Genomic DNA, 15517 nt, shown 5'->3' on the forward strand with positions numbered 1-15517 from the left:
TTCTTCCAAAGCGTTTTTATCATCTGGATTTATTATAGATGGAACTCCTTCTCTTATAAGTGTTCCTGTTTTTGGATCTATTTTAACTTCATTTGTATCTGGAACTTGTTTTAAACATACAACTATATTCATTCCTTAATCTCCTCCTACTTTAATAGATTTCCAGCAATAACCATTTTCTGAACCTGTGAAGTGCCTTCATATATTTCAGTTATCTTAGCATCTCTCATCATTCTTTCTACTGGATATTCTTTTGTATATCCATATCCACCGAAAATTTGAACTGCTTTAGTAGTAACTTCCATTGCTACTTCTGATGCAAATAATTTTGCTCTAGCAGCTTCTACTGTGTATGGGATTCCTGCATCTTTATTAGCTGCTGCTTTATATACTAAAAGTTTTGCAGCTTCAATTTTAACATCTAGTTCAGCTACCATCCATTGCAAACCTTGAAATGCTGCAAGTGGCTTACCAAATTGTTTTCTTTCTTTCATGTATTTAACAGCTTCTTCTAAAGCTCCTTCTGCAATTCCTAGTGCTTGAGCAGCTATTCCAATTCTACCTGCATCAAGAGTTTTCATTGCAATACCGAAACCTTTTCCTTCTTTTCCAAGCATGTTTTCTTTTGGAACTATACAGTTTTCAAATATAAGTTCAGTAGTTGAAGATGCTCTTATTCCTAATTTATCTTCATGTTTACCAATTGAGAATCCTGGGAACGATTTCTCAACTATGAAAGCAGTAATTCCTCTTGTTCCTTTGCTCTTATCTGTCATTGCAAAAACTATAAATGTTTCAGCTACTCCACCGTTTGTGATGAATATTTTTGAACCATTCAATATATAATTGTCTCCATCTAAAATTGCTGTAGTTTGTTGCTCAGACGCATCAGTTCCTGCATTAGGTTCAGTTAAACCAAAAGCACCTATTTTTTCTCCCTTTGCAAGCGGAACTAAATATTTCATTTTTTGTTCTTCTGTTCCAAACATATCTAGTGGTCCAGCACATAATGAAGTGTGGCCTGATAATATAACTCCTGTAGTTCCACATGCTTTTGATAATTCTTCAACAGCAATAATGTATGATAAATTGTCTCCACCTGCTCCACCATATTTACTTGCGATTGGCATACCAAGCATATGATATTTAGCCATTTTCTCTACAGTTTCCATAGGAAATCTTTCAGTTCGATCTATTTCCGCAGCTATTGGTGCAACTTCGTTTAATGTAAATTCCCTTACCATTTGTTTTACAAATTCTTGTTCTTTTGTCAATGTAAAATTCATGAAACTTCCTCCTCGCTATTCTCTGAATAGATAATATTTATCTATTTAATACTTTTTAGAGAATACTTATTTTTTAATGATTATTTTGTTTTAAAAGCGAACATTGTTTCTGTATTTTATGTTTTTCCTTTGAATTTATCATAAATATTGAATTTCAACTTGTCATTTTATAAAACGATATCATAAAAAGCAAATTGAAGATTTATATTTATACTATAGATGTAGCAAGTATTATGCCATCTTTAACTTTTATAATTTATTTTATAATATAACTTAATAAAACAGCTAACTCAGTTGAAATGCCATCTGTATGATGTCAAAATATTTGTATATTCGACTTTTTGGAATTTGAAATTCAAGTTTTTTATATTTTTGTGCTATATTATGTACAGTTTAATTAGATTAACACAAATAATGTTTTTGATTGTGAACACTTTAACAGACTAAATAATACAAATGTATGATATTACGCACAAGTAACTAAAATTACAGAAGAATACCTCCTATCATTTTTTTTATAGGAGATATTTTATAATAAATATTAGAATTATTTGAAAATATTATTGAATATTACTTGAGGTAATAATAAGAGTATTTAGTGAATTAATATTATTTTGATATTCAGTTATTATAGTATTTAAGATTTCAGAAGTAACAGGATCATCAGTATCTGAAAAGAATTCATTAACATTTTTTATTCCCTGGTGCTCACTCAAGAGTGCTTCTTTAAGATAACTAGTATTGTCAGTAGCACTAATGTGCTTTATATTTGATATAGTCGCGGATACTATACCTTGAATTCCTATACTACCCGATGGATTGCCACCAAGTTTTTGTATTTTAGTAGAAATTCTCGACGCAAGTTCCCTATGGGTTTGTTGTATCTTTCGGAGTTCATTATTATTAGCATCAGTAGCATGCCCAATTAAGTCATCAAAATTATTTATAGCCATATATTCACCTTCAAGAATATAATTTAAATTGTTAATGTTTTCTTTATTCATATTGTCAACTCCTCTAATTCTATATTGCCCCTATATATAGTTTTTATCAAAATAAATCAAACTTAATAATTTTTGAAGTAAGTATATTGTTATATTATTAAGGAAATATATAAGTAATTATTAAAAAAATTAACAAAAGTAAAATAAAAAACTGCTTATTATATATCTTGATAAAAGAAACTATGAACTTTATAATTAGGTATAAGCATAATCATATGAGAATAAATAATAAGTCAAACTATATTAGTATAATGACTTATTATTGATTTGGATGAGCCCTCAAGGAAGGTGACTAATGGATACAATTAATAATTATTATTATAATGAAATAATAAGTAGTATTGATGAAGGTATTATTGTAATAGATAATGAAGGTAAAATAAATGTCATTAATAATGCTGCGCAAAACATGTTAGATGTTAATGCAAAAAATAGCATAGGAAAACATATTTTAGATGTATTTCCTTTTAGTGAATTATTAAGTGTAATTAGAAATGGAAAAAATGGGAATAGTAAAGAAGAAGGAAAATTTCTAGTAACATATCAAGTGATAACTCAAAATGATGAAGTAATAGGGGCACTTGAAATTATCCGTAAAAAAACTGAAAATGACATCTTAATGGATTCACAAGATACAAGCAAAGCTTATCAAAATATATTAAATACAATTTTTAATACTGTAGATGAATGTATAGCTGTAGTAGATGAAAATGGAATAATAATTATGATGAGTGATGAATATAAAAAAATTACTGCATGTGATAATCCCGAGGGAAAACATGTAACTGATGTTATCGAAAACACAAAATTACATATAGTAGCTAGGACTGGTGAAAGAGAGCTTGGAGAAATTCAAGAGGTTAATGGGCATAAGATGATTTCTATGAGAGTACCTATAATGAAAGAGGGCAAAATCGTCGGTGCCATCGGTAAGATTATGTTTAAGGATTTGAGTGATTTTAAAATACTAAGTAATAAGATAAGCAATTTAGAAAAAGAGCTTGAATACCGTAAAAATGAATTAGGGGATGATCAAAAACCAGTATATACTTTTAATAACATTATAGGTGGAAGTGATAAAAGCCTAGAGGTAATGAAGCTAGCGAGAAGGGTAGCGAAGATTGATTCAAACGTATTAATTACTGGTGAAAGTGGAACTGGTAAAGAACTTTTCGCTCACGCAATTCACAATGCTAGTAGAAGATCTTTAAAACCATTTATAAAAATCAATTGTGGGGCTATTCCAGCAATGCTTTTTGAATCGGAAATGTTTGGTTATGAAGAAGGCGCTTTTACTGGAGCCAAAAGATCAGGTAAGAAAGGTAAGTTTGAATATGCTAATGGTGGAACTATATTATTAGATGAAATTGGTGATATGCCTATGAATATGCAAGTCAAACTCCTAAGGGTTATTCAAGAGAAGGAGTTAGTAAGGGTTGGCGGAAACGATGTTATAAAAGCTGATGTAAGAGTTATTGCTTCTACTAATAAGTCATTAGAACAGCTAATTAAAGATGGAAAGTTTAGAGAAGATCTCTATTATAGATTGGATGTTATGAATTTAAAATTACCATCATTAAGAGAAAGAATTGAAGACATTGATGAATTGTCTAATGAACTTCGGAAAAAAATATGTAAAAAATGTAACATTTATTCTGAGAGTATTTCTAGGGAGGCAATTGAGTATTTGAAATCCTACAGCTGGCCAGGGAATATAAGGGAACTAGAAAATGTAATAGAAAGAGCTGTAAATCTGCTTGATTCTGACATTTCTATAATGCCAAAGCATTTACCAGAAAAGATAATAAATAGTAAGAAAAAAAAATATTCATTAGAAAAAAAATATCTAAAAGATGTTGTTGAGACTATGGAAAAAGACCTTATTATGGAATGTATAAAAAAAACAAGAGGGAATAAAAAAGAAGCAGCAAAGGTATTGGGACTTAGCAGAGCTGGATTATATAAAAAATTAAACAGATATAATTTAACGAAATCAGCTAATCTACGATAGTAGACATGTAAACTATAGTTACAAGTACTGCTTTTATGTGAAAAACGACCACATCATTTTAACTAAGTATTATAAGCTGATTTATACATATAGGTATATCAATGCGTTGGAAACACTTTAAGTGAATTTTTTAACAGGATAGTTACAATATTAACAAACTTTAAGAAGACAAATAAAAAGAAATATTAATGTAAACTAAGTTTACACTAACTTTTAAATTTAAGATTATAATAATAAAGGAGGTTGGTACAGCACGGTTTACAAGGAATTGTAAACTTGGCATGGAAAATGCTACTATCTTATGTATATAGGAAAAAAATAAAACCAAATGATAAATTCCTATTTTATGGTAACAATAGTTGGAAAAATAAATAAACGGAGGTTACAATATGAGAGAAGTAGTAATTGTAGGAGTAGCAAGAACAGCAATAGGGTCTTACGGTGGAGGATTATCAAAAGTATCAGCTGTAGAAATGGGAACTGTTGCAGCTAAGGAAGCTATAAAAAGAGCAGGAATTAAACCAGAATTAATAGAAGAAGTTGTTATCGGTAACGTGATACAGGCAGGACTTGGACAGAATATTGCAAGGCAAATATCAATACATGCAGGTGTTCCAGATACGGCTTCAGCACTTACAATAAATAAGGTTTGTGGTTCAGGACTAAGAGCTGTAAGCATGGCAGCACAGTTTATAATGTGTGGAGATGCAGAAGTAGTTTTAGCAGGTGGAACTGAAAGCATGAGCAACGCTCCATATGCACTTCCAAACAATAGATGGGGTGCAAGAATGGGAGACGGAAAAGTAGTTGATACTATGATTAAAGATTCTCTTTGGGACGCATTTAATGACTATCATATGGGAGTTACAGCAGAAAATATTGCAGATCAGTGGAACATAACAAGAGAAGATCAAGATCAATTTGCTTTAAAAAGTCAATTAAAAGCTGAAAAAGCTATAAAAGCAGGAAAATTTAAAGATGAGATTGTTCCAGTTATAATTCCTCAAAGAAAAGGTGATCCAATAACATTTGATACAGATGAATTCCCAAAATTTGGTTCAACTATAGAAAAATTAAGAAAATTAAAACCTGCATTTAAAAAAGACGGTACTGTAACAGCAGCTAATGCATCAGGAATAAATGACGGTGCAGTTATGTTCGTAGTAATGTCAAGAGAAAAAGCAGATCAATTAGGACTTAAACCACTAGTTACAATAAAATCTTATGCATCAGGTGGAGTAGATCCAAAAATAATGGGGTATGGTCCAGTTCCAGCAAGTAAAAAAGCATTAGAAAAAGCAGGACTTACTGTAGCAGATTTAGATTTAGTAGAGGCTAATGAAGCTTTTGCTTCTCAATCATTAGCTGTAGCTAAAGATTTAGGACTTAATCCAGAAATAGTAAATGTTAACGGTGGAGCTATAGCACTTGGTCATCCAGTAGGGGCTTCAGGCGGAAGAATACTTTGTACATTAATATATGAAATGATAAAAAGAGACTCTAAAACAGGCCTTGCTACATTATGTATAGGTGGCGGACAAGGAACTGCAATTATTGTTCAAAGATAATATCAAAAGAAGGATCAGTAAAAATACTGGTCCTTTTTTTATTTGCATTAAAATTATGTAATTAATTTTTAAATTTTTTAATATAATTAATTAGAAACTAAATTTATTTATAGATTAAAAGCAAACAAGTCTAAGATGAATTTAATATAAATGTTCTTTAATATTAAAGAATAAGTGCGAGCATTATGGTATAATTATCGAGATAGGAGTGATATAGATGGTTAAAATAAAAAATGCAGTACCAAACATTTTTACCTTAAGCAATATGTCTTGTGGAATTATGTCTATACTTATGAGTTTTGAAGGGAATTATAAATTAGCTGCAATATTTATTCTTTTAGCAGGAATATTTGATAGATACGATGGCAAAATAGCTAGGTTTTTAAACGTTGATAATGATTTAGGTAAAGAACTAGATTCGTTATGTGATTTAGTATCATTTGGCGTTGCACCTTCAATACTAATATTTAATATATATAATTTTGTGCAACTAGGGTCTATTGGGTATATAATGGTTTTAGTTTTTCCCATAGCAGGAGCATGTAGATTAGCAAAATATAATATAACAGATTTTGATGGGGTTTTTTCAGGAATTCCTATCACTATTACTGGAACATTTTTAGCAATTTATGCTTTATTTATGTTTAATAGAGCTTCAAATTTAGGACCTACTATGATTTTAATGATTTTATTATCTTATTTAATGGTAAGTAAATTTAAATTTAAAAAACAATAAGATCTTAATGTAAACATTTTTTTATTTTAAAAGGCAATTATAATGTAAATACACCTTTGGGTGTAAACTCACCCTTGGGTGTAACCTCACTTTATGGTGAGGTTTTTTTATCTCTAAATTTATAATAGTATTCAGGTGTATCTTTAGTTATAACTTTGAATTCATAGCCTAAGTCATGGTAATATTTTATAATTCCAGGCAGAGCTTTTACAGTATTTTTATTATTAAAATTACAGTGCATTAGGATTATGGCTTCAGCTTTATTTCCTTTAATTATTTGCGAGTTTTTAATAAGTTGTGAGACGCTTAAATCCGGGTTTATACCATCACAAATATTAACATTCCAATCATAGATTTTAAAATCGTTTTTATGAAGAACTTCTAAATTACTAGCATTAAGGCGTTTAGAGCTACCGCCGGGAAATCTAATGATTTTTGAAGTAGATCCAGTGACTTCTTTAATTTTATTTGAGGTTTTTATCATTTCAGAGGTGAACTCGTCGCAACTTCTATATATTTTCTTGAAATTATGACTATATGTGTGAAGACCTATTCCATGACCTTCATCATATATTCTTTTTAGAATTAATTCCTTTCCTTCAATTTCTTTTCCTACTACAAAAAAAGTAGCTTTTACATTTTCTTTTTTTAATACATCTAATAAGGCATTTGTAACAACGTGTGTTGGGCCATCATCAAAAGTTAGATAAGCTAATTTTGGAGTGTTGATATCGCCTACATCAAGTTTAGTATACATAGGAATAAATGTTTGAATCTTTTTTTGAAATTTATTTATATTTAGTATGATAGCTAATAGGAGGCAAGTAATTGAGGTAACAAGAAGAATATTTCGTTTTGTAATAGTCATATTATCACCTACCTTTAATTTTTTCTTTGTTATTCTTCATTAGTGTACCCAAAGAAAAATGTATTAAAGCAGAATATTTTTAATGAAAAAATCTTTATTTGGTCATTATGGAAATTTATATGTAGTTAGGGAATTAGATTTTATTTGTTCATATTATAAGAGATATATAACTTATAAATCATTGACAATCAACACTGAAATTTTGTATAATTGTATTATAAAATAAAGTTGGAATTTTCTAAATGTATAATGAGATAAATTAACATCCACAACTAAGGCTAAGTAAAAGCCTTAGTTGTGGATGTTTCTGCAGTAAATAATTATTTTTTAAAATTACAAAATAAGTATAAAGGTAACCTAGTTTGAAGGGATGATAATAATGATAACTATTAGTATATGTGTGGGTAGTGCCTGCCATTTAAAGGGATCTCATAAAGTAATAGAGGGGCTGCAAAAATTAGTATCTAAAAATAAAGTTCATGATAAAGTCGAAATTAAAGGAGCATTTTGTATTGGGAGATGCACAGAGGGGGTTTCAGTAACTGTGGACGATGAAAAATTTTTTTCATTAAATGAGAATAATGTAGATTCATTTTTTTATGAAAATATAATGAGTGGTATAACAAATGAGTAATATAAATTTTTCTAAAGCGGATTGCAAGAATTGTTATAAATGCCTTCGTTCATGTCCTGTGAAGGCGATAAGATTTGAAAATCAACAAGCAACAATAAATGAAGAAAGATGTATTGAATGTGGACACTGCCTTACTGTATGTCCACAAAATGCTAGACAAATTAAAAGTGATTTAGAAATTGTTAAAAGAGCCTTAAATTGCGGCAAAAAAGTTATAGCAAGTTTAGCACCCTCCTTTGCTGGTTTTTTTGATGTGAAGCAAGGCATTGTTGTGTCAGCTTTAAAGAAATTAGGATTTAGTATAGTAGAAGAAACAGCAGTTGGGGCAGAAATAGTAGCTAAGTTATATAATGATTACATTAAAGGAAACAAGCAAGATGTTTATATAACCACAGCATGTCCATCAGCTAACTATTTGGTGGAAAAATATTATAAAGAACTAATTGAATACCTGATTCCTGCGGTGTCTCCAATGATGGCTCACGGTAAAGTATTAAAAAATAAATTTGGAGATGACAGCTTTGTTGTTTTTATAGGTCCATGTCTTGCAAAAAAATCTGAGTTTGATAATTATTCAAAAGAAAATATAATTGACGCTGAATTAACTTTTGATGAATTAGATTCTTGGATTACTGAATCAGGTATAGAAACAGATAAGATAGAAGAAGAAAAATTTGATATTAGTCCATATATTAAAGGTCAAGGATTTCCTATTGAGGGTGGTATTATTGTAGCAATGGGAGAAAAATTGATAGAAAGCAAGCTTACAGTTATTACTGTAACTGGTATGAAAGAGTGTATAGAAGTTTTTAATAGTATTAAACATGGTGATTTAAAAGATGTATTAATTGAAGTTAGTGCATGTAAGGGAAGTTGTATAGGTGGACCAGTAATGGTCAAAAATGGTGAAAATTATTATACAAAATTACGAAAAGTTAGAAACTATATAAAGAGTCATGAAAGTTATGATGGAGCGATATCTACAAAAATTCCGTCAGGTATAAAATTTTATAGGGCTTTTAGAGAAAAAACTATAATACGGCCTATAGCAAGTGAAGAAGAAATTACGGTTATTATGAAGACAATGGGTAAATATGAACTTAAGGATGAACTTAATTGTGGTGTGTGTGGATATAACTCTTGCAGAGATAAGGCTCAAGCCGTATTTGAAGGTATGGCTGAAACTAATATGTGCCTCCATTATATGCGAACGAAGGCAGAAAGTCTTGCTAATGAAATTGTAGAAAATACAGTTAGTAATCTAATTCTATTAGATGGTAATATGAATGTGCGAGAGATAAATCCAGCTGCCAAGTCTATATTTAAAATACAATCTCAAAATATTATAGGAAAGTCTATATCTCTACTGATTGATGATGATAATTTTAGAAAGGTAAGAGAAACTGGAGAAAGTATAATAGGTAAAAAAGTTGCTTATCCAAAGTATAGTGTAGTGTTTATTGAGAATATAGTATATCTTCCAAAACAAGACATGGTGCTTGTAAGTATGATTAATATTATGGCTGAAGAGAAAAATAAAAAAGAATTAATGAAGGTTAAAGAAAATACTTTAAATGCTGCTCAAGAGGTTATAGAAAAGCAAATGAGAGTTGCACAAGAAATAGCAAGTCTTTTAGGTGAAACAACTGCAGAAACAAAAATTATTTTAACTAAATTAAAGAAAATAGTAGCAGGCGAAGATGATGAATAAAATGGATTTGTTTATTGATGTAGCTTATGATAGCTTGTTAAAAAAAGATGAGGAACTTTGTGGTGACAGGGTAGAAATAATAAGACTTGAAGACTGCACCATAATTGTAATGGCAGATGGGCTTGGTAGTGGGGTAAAAGCTAATATATTAGCGTCCTTAACTGCTAAAATCGCAAGTACTATGCTTAAAGAAGGAGCAGACATATATGAAACTGTAGATACTATAGTAAATACGTTGCCTGTTTGTAAGGTTAGGAATATTGCTTATTGTACTTTTACTCTTATGAAAATTTATAATGATGGAAGGGTATATATTGCAGAATATGATAATCCACCTTTCTTTTTAATTAGGAATGATATAGGTCTTGAAATCGATAAAAAAGAAAGTATTATTAATGAAAAAAAAGTAGTTGAAAGTGAATTCACGTTGCAAGAGGGAGATGTACTCACAGTAGTGAGTGATGGATGTATCCATGCAGGCATTGGGAATATACTGAATTTAGGTTGGAACTGGGATAATGTACAAAATTACTTAATTAGGAATACACAATGTAGGAAAAGTGCGAAAAATATTACAAAAGACTTAATTCAAGTATGTTGGGATTTATATGGAGGGAGACCTGGAGATGATACTACTGCTGTAGTTGTAAAAGCACGAAGGCCAGAGGTTATTGATCTATTTACTGGCCCACCTAAGGATGAGAGAAATGATAGCTTTGCTATTAGAGAATTCATGAAGGGCCCAGGAAAGAAGATAATTTGTGGGGGAACCACGTCAAATATTGCAAGTAGAGAACTAGGACGAGTACTTAAGGTAAACTTAGACTTTTATGATAAAGATGTTCCACCTACCGCATCTATGGATGGAATAGATTTAATAACTGAAGGGGTTTTAACTCTAAGCAAGGCAATAGAAAAGTTAAATAATTATGAAGCGAGCTTTGCGTCGCAGGAGCATTCTCGAGATTTAGAAGGTCTAGACGGAGCTAGCAGGCTTGTTAAAATGCTAATAGAGGATTGTACTCACTTTAATTTATGGGTGGGAAAGGCTATAAATCCGGCACACCAAAATCTTAATTTTCAAATAAATTTGGATGTTAAGCTAAATCTTGTGGCTCAATTAGTGGAATACATGAGAAAATTTGGAAAATGTGTTAAGATAAATTATTTATAAAAAAAACAGCAGATATCTGCTGTTTTTTTATTTACGCTTATTAACGTTTTACGTAGAATGTATGGAGAAGTTCATGAGATTTTTCGCCGTATGGTTCTCCAAGGAATTCTTCATATATTTTTTTGATATATGGATTATCATGTGATTTTCTTATAGTTTTGTTTTTATCTTCGCTATATAAAACAGACATTCTCTTTGATAATATGTCCTCAGAATCATTTGAATATGGTTGTCCACCACCATTAATACATCCACCAGGGCAAGCCATGATTTCAATTAAGTGATAATCAGCTTCTCCGGCGCGAATGGCTTCTAATAATTTACGAGCATTTCCAAGTCCACTAGCTATAGCAACTTTGACATTTATGTCGTTAATTTTAACGGTTGCTTCTTTTATGCCTTCCATACCTCGTACGGTTTCAAAATCTACATTTTCAAGTGTTTCATGTGTTAACCACTCATAAGCAGTACGTAGTGCAGCTTCCATAACTCCGCCAGATGTACCAAATATAACTCCAGCACCAGTAGATTCTCCCAATGGATTATCGAAATCTTCTTCAGGTAATGAATTAAAATCAATTCCAGCTTCTCTTATCATTTTAGCTAGCTCTCTTGTACTTATAACTATATCAACATCTGGTACTCCATCTGTAGACATCTCAGGTCTAGCAGCTTCATATTTCTTTGCAAGACAAGGCATTACAGATACAACAATCATGTCTTTTGCTTTGATATTCATTTTTTCTGCAAGGTATGTTTTAGCAACAGCACCCCACATTTGTTGTGGTGATTTACAAGTAGATGGAATATCCATTAAATCACTAAATTGATGTTCAAAGAAATTAACCCAAGCAGGGCAACAGCTTGTAAGCATAGGAAGTTTCCCGCCATGTTGTAATCTATGGACAAATTCACTAGCCTCTTCCATTATTGTTAAGTCAGCTGCAAAATCAGTATCAAATACTTTATTGAAGCCTAAAGCTCTTAGTGCAGCAACCATTTTTCCGGTAACAGCTGTTCCATGTTCAAGTCCAAATTCTTCACCCAGGGCTGCTCTAACTGCAGGAGCAGTTTGAACAACAACAACTTTGTCAGTTTGGTCAAGAGCATTCCAAACTTTAGAAGTATTATTAACTGCAGTTAATGCACCTGTCGGACACACAGCAACACACTGTCCACAGAAAGTACAAGCTGTTTCTCCCATTGGTAGTGCAAAAGCAGGAGATACAATAGTCTCGAAGCCTCTGCCTACTCCGGATAAAACTCCAACAGTTTGAACTTCATTACACATAGTTTCACAACGTCTGCATAATATACATTTATCTAAATTCCTAACAATAGAATTAGTTGAATTGTCAATGGGATAAGTGGACATTTCACCTTTATAATGAACTTCACGAATACCTAGTTCCGCAGCTAATTTTTGTAATTCACACTTAGTGTTTTTTTCGCATAATAAGCAGTCTTGTGGATGGTCGGATAAAATTAATTCAAGCACAGTTCTACGCGCTTTAATAGCTCTAATTGAATTTGTTTTAATAACCATTCCTTCTGTAGCAGGAGTTGAACAGGCAGGGGCTAAATTTCGGCGCCCGAAAACTTCAACCATACATACACGACAAGAACCAGGATGATTTGTAGTTTTTCCATCATGCATATTTAAATGACATAATGTAGGTATATTTATATTTAACATTCTTGCAGCTTGTAGAATAGTTGTGCCTTGGTTTACGTGGATTTTTTTATCATTTATAGTAAGAGTTATTAAACTCACGGCGTGCACCTCTTTCTCATATTTTATATTTTAAAAATTATTAACATATTATTTTTTAATAATTGCATTAACTGGACATGAAGTTTGGCATGCACCACACTTAATACATTTATCTTGGTCAATAACATGTAATGTTTTAACTTTCCCACTAATACATTGAACAGGACATTGTCTTGCACATTTTGTACACCCGATACATTTATCTGTGATATTGTATCTTAATAAGTGCTTACATACTCCAGCAGGACAAGTTTTTTCATTTACGTGAGCTTCGTATTCGCTCTTAAAGTACTTCATCGTACTTAATACTGGATTTGAAGAAGTTTGTCCTAGTCCACAAAGCGCAGTATCTTTAATTGTTTCTGCAAGGGATTTGAGCTTTACTAAATCTTCTTTAGTTCCATTTCCGTTTGTAATCTTTTCTAGCATTTCAAGAAGTCGTTTATTTCCTATTCTACATGGAGAACACTTACCACAAGATTCTTCTACAATGAATTCTAAGTAGAATTTTGCTATATCAACCATACAGTTATCTTCATCCATTACAATCATACCGCCGGAACCCATCATAGATCCTATAGAACCAAGTGATTCATAATCAATTGGAGTATCTAAAAATTCTGCTGTAATACATCCACCAGATGGACCGCCTGTTTGAACGGATTTAAATTCACGGCCGTTTTTAATTCCACCACCGATATCATATATGATTTCCCGAAGGGTAGTACCCATTGGAACTTCTACTAGTCCAACATTATTAATCTTACCTGCAAGAGCGAAAACTTTTGTCCCTTTAGATGTTGCTGTTCCTATAGAACTATACCAAGCAGCACCGTTGTTAATGATGGCTGGGATATTTGCAAGAGTTTCAACATTGTTAACACAAGTTGGTTTATTCCATAATCCACTTTGAGCTGGGAACGGTGGTTTATTAGTTGGTTCTCCACGTTCACCTTCAACAGACTGAATTAATGCAGTTTCTTCTCCGCATACGAAAGCACCAGCTCCATATTTTATTTCTATATCAAAGCTAAAATTAGTTCCTAAAATATTTTTTCCAAGAAGACCCCATTTTTGAGCTTGTCCTATTGCTGTCCTTAATCTACTTACTGCAAGAGGGTACTCTGCTCTAATATAAATACAACCAATTGAAGCACCAATACTATAGCCTGCTATTGCCATAGCTTCTAGGACACTGTGAGGGTCACCTTCGAGAATAGAACGGTCCATGAAAGCACCAGGGTCTCCTTCATCAGCATTACAAATTATATATTTTTGATCAGCATCATACATTTTAGCAAAAGCCCATTTCTTCCCTGTTGGGAAGCCACCGCCACCTCTACCTCTTAAACCTGAATCAATCATTAATTTTATCGTATCATCTTGAGACATTTGTGTAATTACTTTTCCGAGTGCCATGTAACCATCTTCAGCTATATATTCTTTTATGTCTTCAGGATTAATAAGTCCACAATTTCTAAGAGCTATTCTTACTTGCTTCTTATAGAAAGGTATATCTTCTTGTTTCTTTATTTTTACATTTACACTTGGTTCTTCAAATAAAAGTCTATCGATAACGATGCCTTTTAATAAGTGCTCCTTAACTATCTCTTCGGCATCAGTTGGTTTTACATTAACGTAAAATACGTTATCAGGAGAAACCTTAACTATTGGACCTTTTTCACAGAAACCGAAACAACCAGTTATATTGGCAGTTACTTCATCGGCTAGCCCAGATGCTATTATCTCTTTTTGTAAATTTGCTAATATTTCATCACTTTGAGCTGACTTACAGCCTGTACCACCACAAACCGATATATACCTTTTGCACCTAGTACCTTGTGAGGATTGTTCAAGTTCTTCGTTTATTTTTCTTAGTTCGAGTAATGTATTATATTTATTTTGAATATTTTTAAGTTCATCAAAAGAATTAATTTTATTCAATGTAGTTTCCCTCCTATTCTGCAAACTTACTTGCAGTGTACTAGATTGCTGCGTACTCACCGCTAGTGTACTCAGCTAATATTTTATCTACTTGATCTACTGAAACATGACCATAAACTTTATCGTTTACAGTTACTACCGGAGCAAGACCGCAGGCACCTACACATCTTAATGATCCCAATGTGAATTTACCATCAGCAGTAGTTTCACCAGTTTTGAGTTTTAACTGTTTTTGAAATTCTTCAAGTACATCGCCAGAACCTCTAACAAAACAAGCAGTTCCCATGCAAACATTTATTACATTTTTCCCTCTTGGTTTAATAGTGAAGTAAGAGTAGAAAGTTACAACACCATAAACTTTAGAAACTGGTATATTTAATTTTTCTGCCACAAAACCTTGTACCTCTTGAGGCAAGTAGCCAAATAAACCTTGTGCTTTATGAAGCACTTCGATTAGAGCACCTTTTTTAATCGGAAGGTCATTAATAAATTTTTCTAAAATTTTGAAATTTTCTTGGTCTAAACAATTAGAACACACGAATATATTCCTCCTTTAAGATGTAAGATTACAAATATACGGATTATAATTAAGTAGTAGTTGATAATATTATGAGAATTTAACCTTTAACAAATATTACTTTTCAAGAATTCATAAAAGTAATACAAACTATGAAAAACATGCATAAAAGCTAAACGGTTACACTACATATAATACAAAGCAAATATTATAATTATATATAGTATAAATCTCTATCTTATTACATTAAATATATTATAATGGTATTCAGACAAAAAATCTACTAACAT

General features: G+C 31.5%; 12 protein-coding genes and 1 pseudogene. 6 read left to right on the forward strand and 7 right to left on the reverse strand.

Going from position 1 to position 15517, the window contains the following annotated elements; translation table 11 throughout:
- The 3 genes and pseudogenes from VIM70_RS06420 to VIM70_RS06430 form a co-directional block, all read right to left on the reverse strand.
- Positions 1-132: pseudogene (locus VIM70_RS06420) on the reverse strand (electron transfer flavoprotein subunit beta); the annotation flags it as partial.
- Positions 133-146: 14 nt separating this feature from the next.
- The gene (locus VIM70_RS06425) at positions 147-1286 is read right to left on the reverse strand and encodes an acyl-CoA dehydrogenase (protein WP_331944914.1); all 1140 of its coding nucleotides are present in this window, start codon (positions 1284-1286) and stop codon (positions 147-149) included.
- Positions 1287-1846: 560 nt separating this feature from the next.
- The gene (locus VIM70_RS06430) at positions 1847-2290 is read right to left on the reverse strand and encodes a ferritin-like domain-containing protein (protein ID WP_331944915.1); all 444 of its coding nucleotides are present in this window, start codon (positions 2288-2290) and stop codon (positions 1847-1849) included.
- 295 nt (positions 2291-2585) lie between these two features.
- Here VIM70_RS06430 and VIM70_RS06435 point away from each other — a divergent pair, with 295 nt between their 5' ends.
- The 3 genes from VIM70_RS06435 to pssA all read left to right on the forward strand — a co-directional run bounded on the left by VIM70_RS06435 (position 2586) and on the right by pssA (position 6605).
- Positions 2586-4301, forward strand: a complete 1716-nt coding sequence (locus VIM70_RS06435) for a sigma-54 interaction domain-containing protein (protein ID WP_331944916.1) — start codon at positions 2586-2588, stop codon at positions 4299-4301.
- 389 nt (positions 4302-4690) lie between these two features.
- The gene (locus VIM70_RS06440) at positions 4691-5869 is read left to right on the forward strand and encodes an acetyl-CoA C-acetyltransferase (RefSeq protein WP_331944917.1); all 1179 of its coding nucleotides are present in this window, start codon (positions 4691-4693) and stop codon (positions 5867-5869) included.
- 217 nt (positions 5870-6086) lie between these two features.
- Positions 6087-6605 (forward strand): CDP-diacylglycerol--serine O-phosphatidyltransferase, encoded by a 519-nt coding sequence (gene pssA, locus VIM70_RS06445; protein ID WP_331944918.1) that lies wholly within the window; start codon positions 6087-6089, stop codon positions 6603-6605.
- A 91-nt stretch (positions 6606-6696) separates the two neighbouring features.
- Here pssA and VIM70_RS06450 read toward each other — a convergent pair whose 3' ends face one another.
- The gene (locus VIM70_RS06450; protein WP_414648674.1) at positions 6697-7362 is read right to left on the reverse strand and encodes a polysaccharide deacetylase family protein; all 666 of its coding nucleotides are present in this window, start codon (positions 7360-7362) and stop codon (positions 6697-6699) included.
- Between the two features lie 490 nt (positions 7363-7852).
- On the opposite strand from VIM70_RS06450, the gene VIM70_RS06455 reads away from it, so the two are divergent.
- The 3 genes from VIM70_RS06455 to VIM70_RS06465 are packed head-to-tail and all read left to right on the forward strand — an operon-like array spanning position 7853 to position 10992.
- Positions 7853-8107 (forward strand): (2Fe-2S) ferredoxin domain-containing protein, encoded by a 255-nt coding sequence (locus VIM70_RS06455; RefSeq protein ID WP_331944920.1) that lies wholly within the window; start codon positions 7853-7855, stop codon positions 8105-8107.
- A complete protein-coding gene (locus VIM70_RS06460) occupies positions 8100-9818 on the forward strand; it encodes a [Fe-Fe] hydrogenase large subunit C-terminal domain-containing protein (protein ID WP_331944921.1) in 1719 nt (572 codons plus the stop codon). Before VIM70_RS06455 ends, VIM70_RS06460 begins: the two co-directional genes overlap by 8 nt.
- A gap of 1 nt (position 9819) precedes the next feature.
- Positions 9820-10992, forward strand: coding sequence for a PP2C family protein-serine/threonine phosphatase (locus tag VIM70_RS06465; protein ID WP_331944925.1), 1173 nt, complete (start codon positions 9820-9822; stop codon positions 10990-10992).
- Positions 10993-11032: 40 nt separating this feature from the next.
- Here VIM70_RS06465 and VIM70_RS06470 read toward each other — a convergent pair whose 3' ends face one another.
- The 3 genes from VIM70_RS06470 to VIM70_RS06480 are packed head-to-tail and all read right to left on the reverse strand — an operon-like array spanning position 11033 to position 15248.
- Positions 11033-12766, reverse strand: a complete 1734-nt coding sequence (locus VIM70_RS06470) for an NADH-dependent [FeFe] hydrogenase, group A6 (RefSeq protein ID WP_331944922.1) — start codon at positions 12764-12766, stop codon at positions 11033-11035.
- A 48-nt stretch (positions 12767-12814) separates the two neighbouring features.
- Positions 12815-14710, reverse strand: coding sequence for an NADH-quinone oxidoreductase subunit NuoF (locus VIM70_RS06475; protein ID WP_331944923.1), 1896 nt, complete (start codon positions 14708-14710; stop codon positions 12815-12817).
- A 40-nt stretch (positions 14711-14750) separates the two neighbouring features.
- Positions 14751-15248 carry an NAD(P)H-dependent oxidoreductase subunit E gene (locus VIM70_RS06480; RefSeq protein ID WP_331944924.1) on the reverse strand — a complete coding sequence of 166 codons (498 nt, stop codon included), beginning with the start codon at positions 15246-15248 and terminating at the stop codon, positions 14751-14753.
- Between the last annotated feature and the right edge of the window lie 269 nt (positions 15249-15517).

The organism is Clostridium sp. (assembly GCF_036569345.1).
Taxonomy (GTDB): Bacteria; Bacillota; Clostridia; order Clostridiales; family Clostridiaceae; genus Clostridium_AD.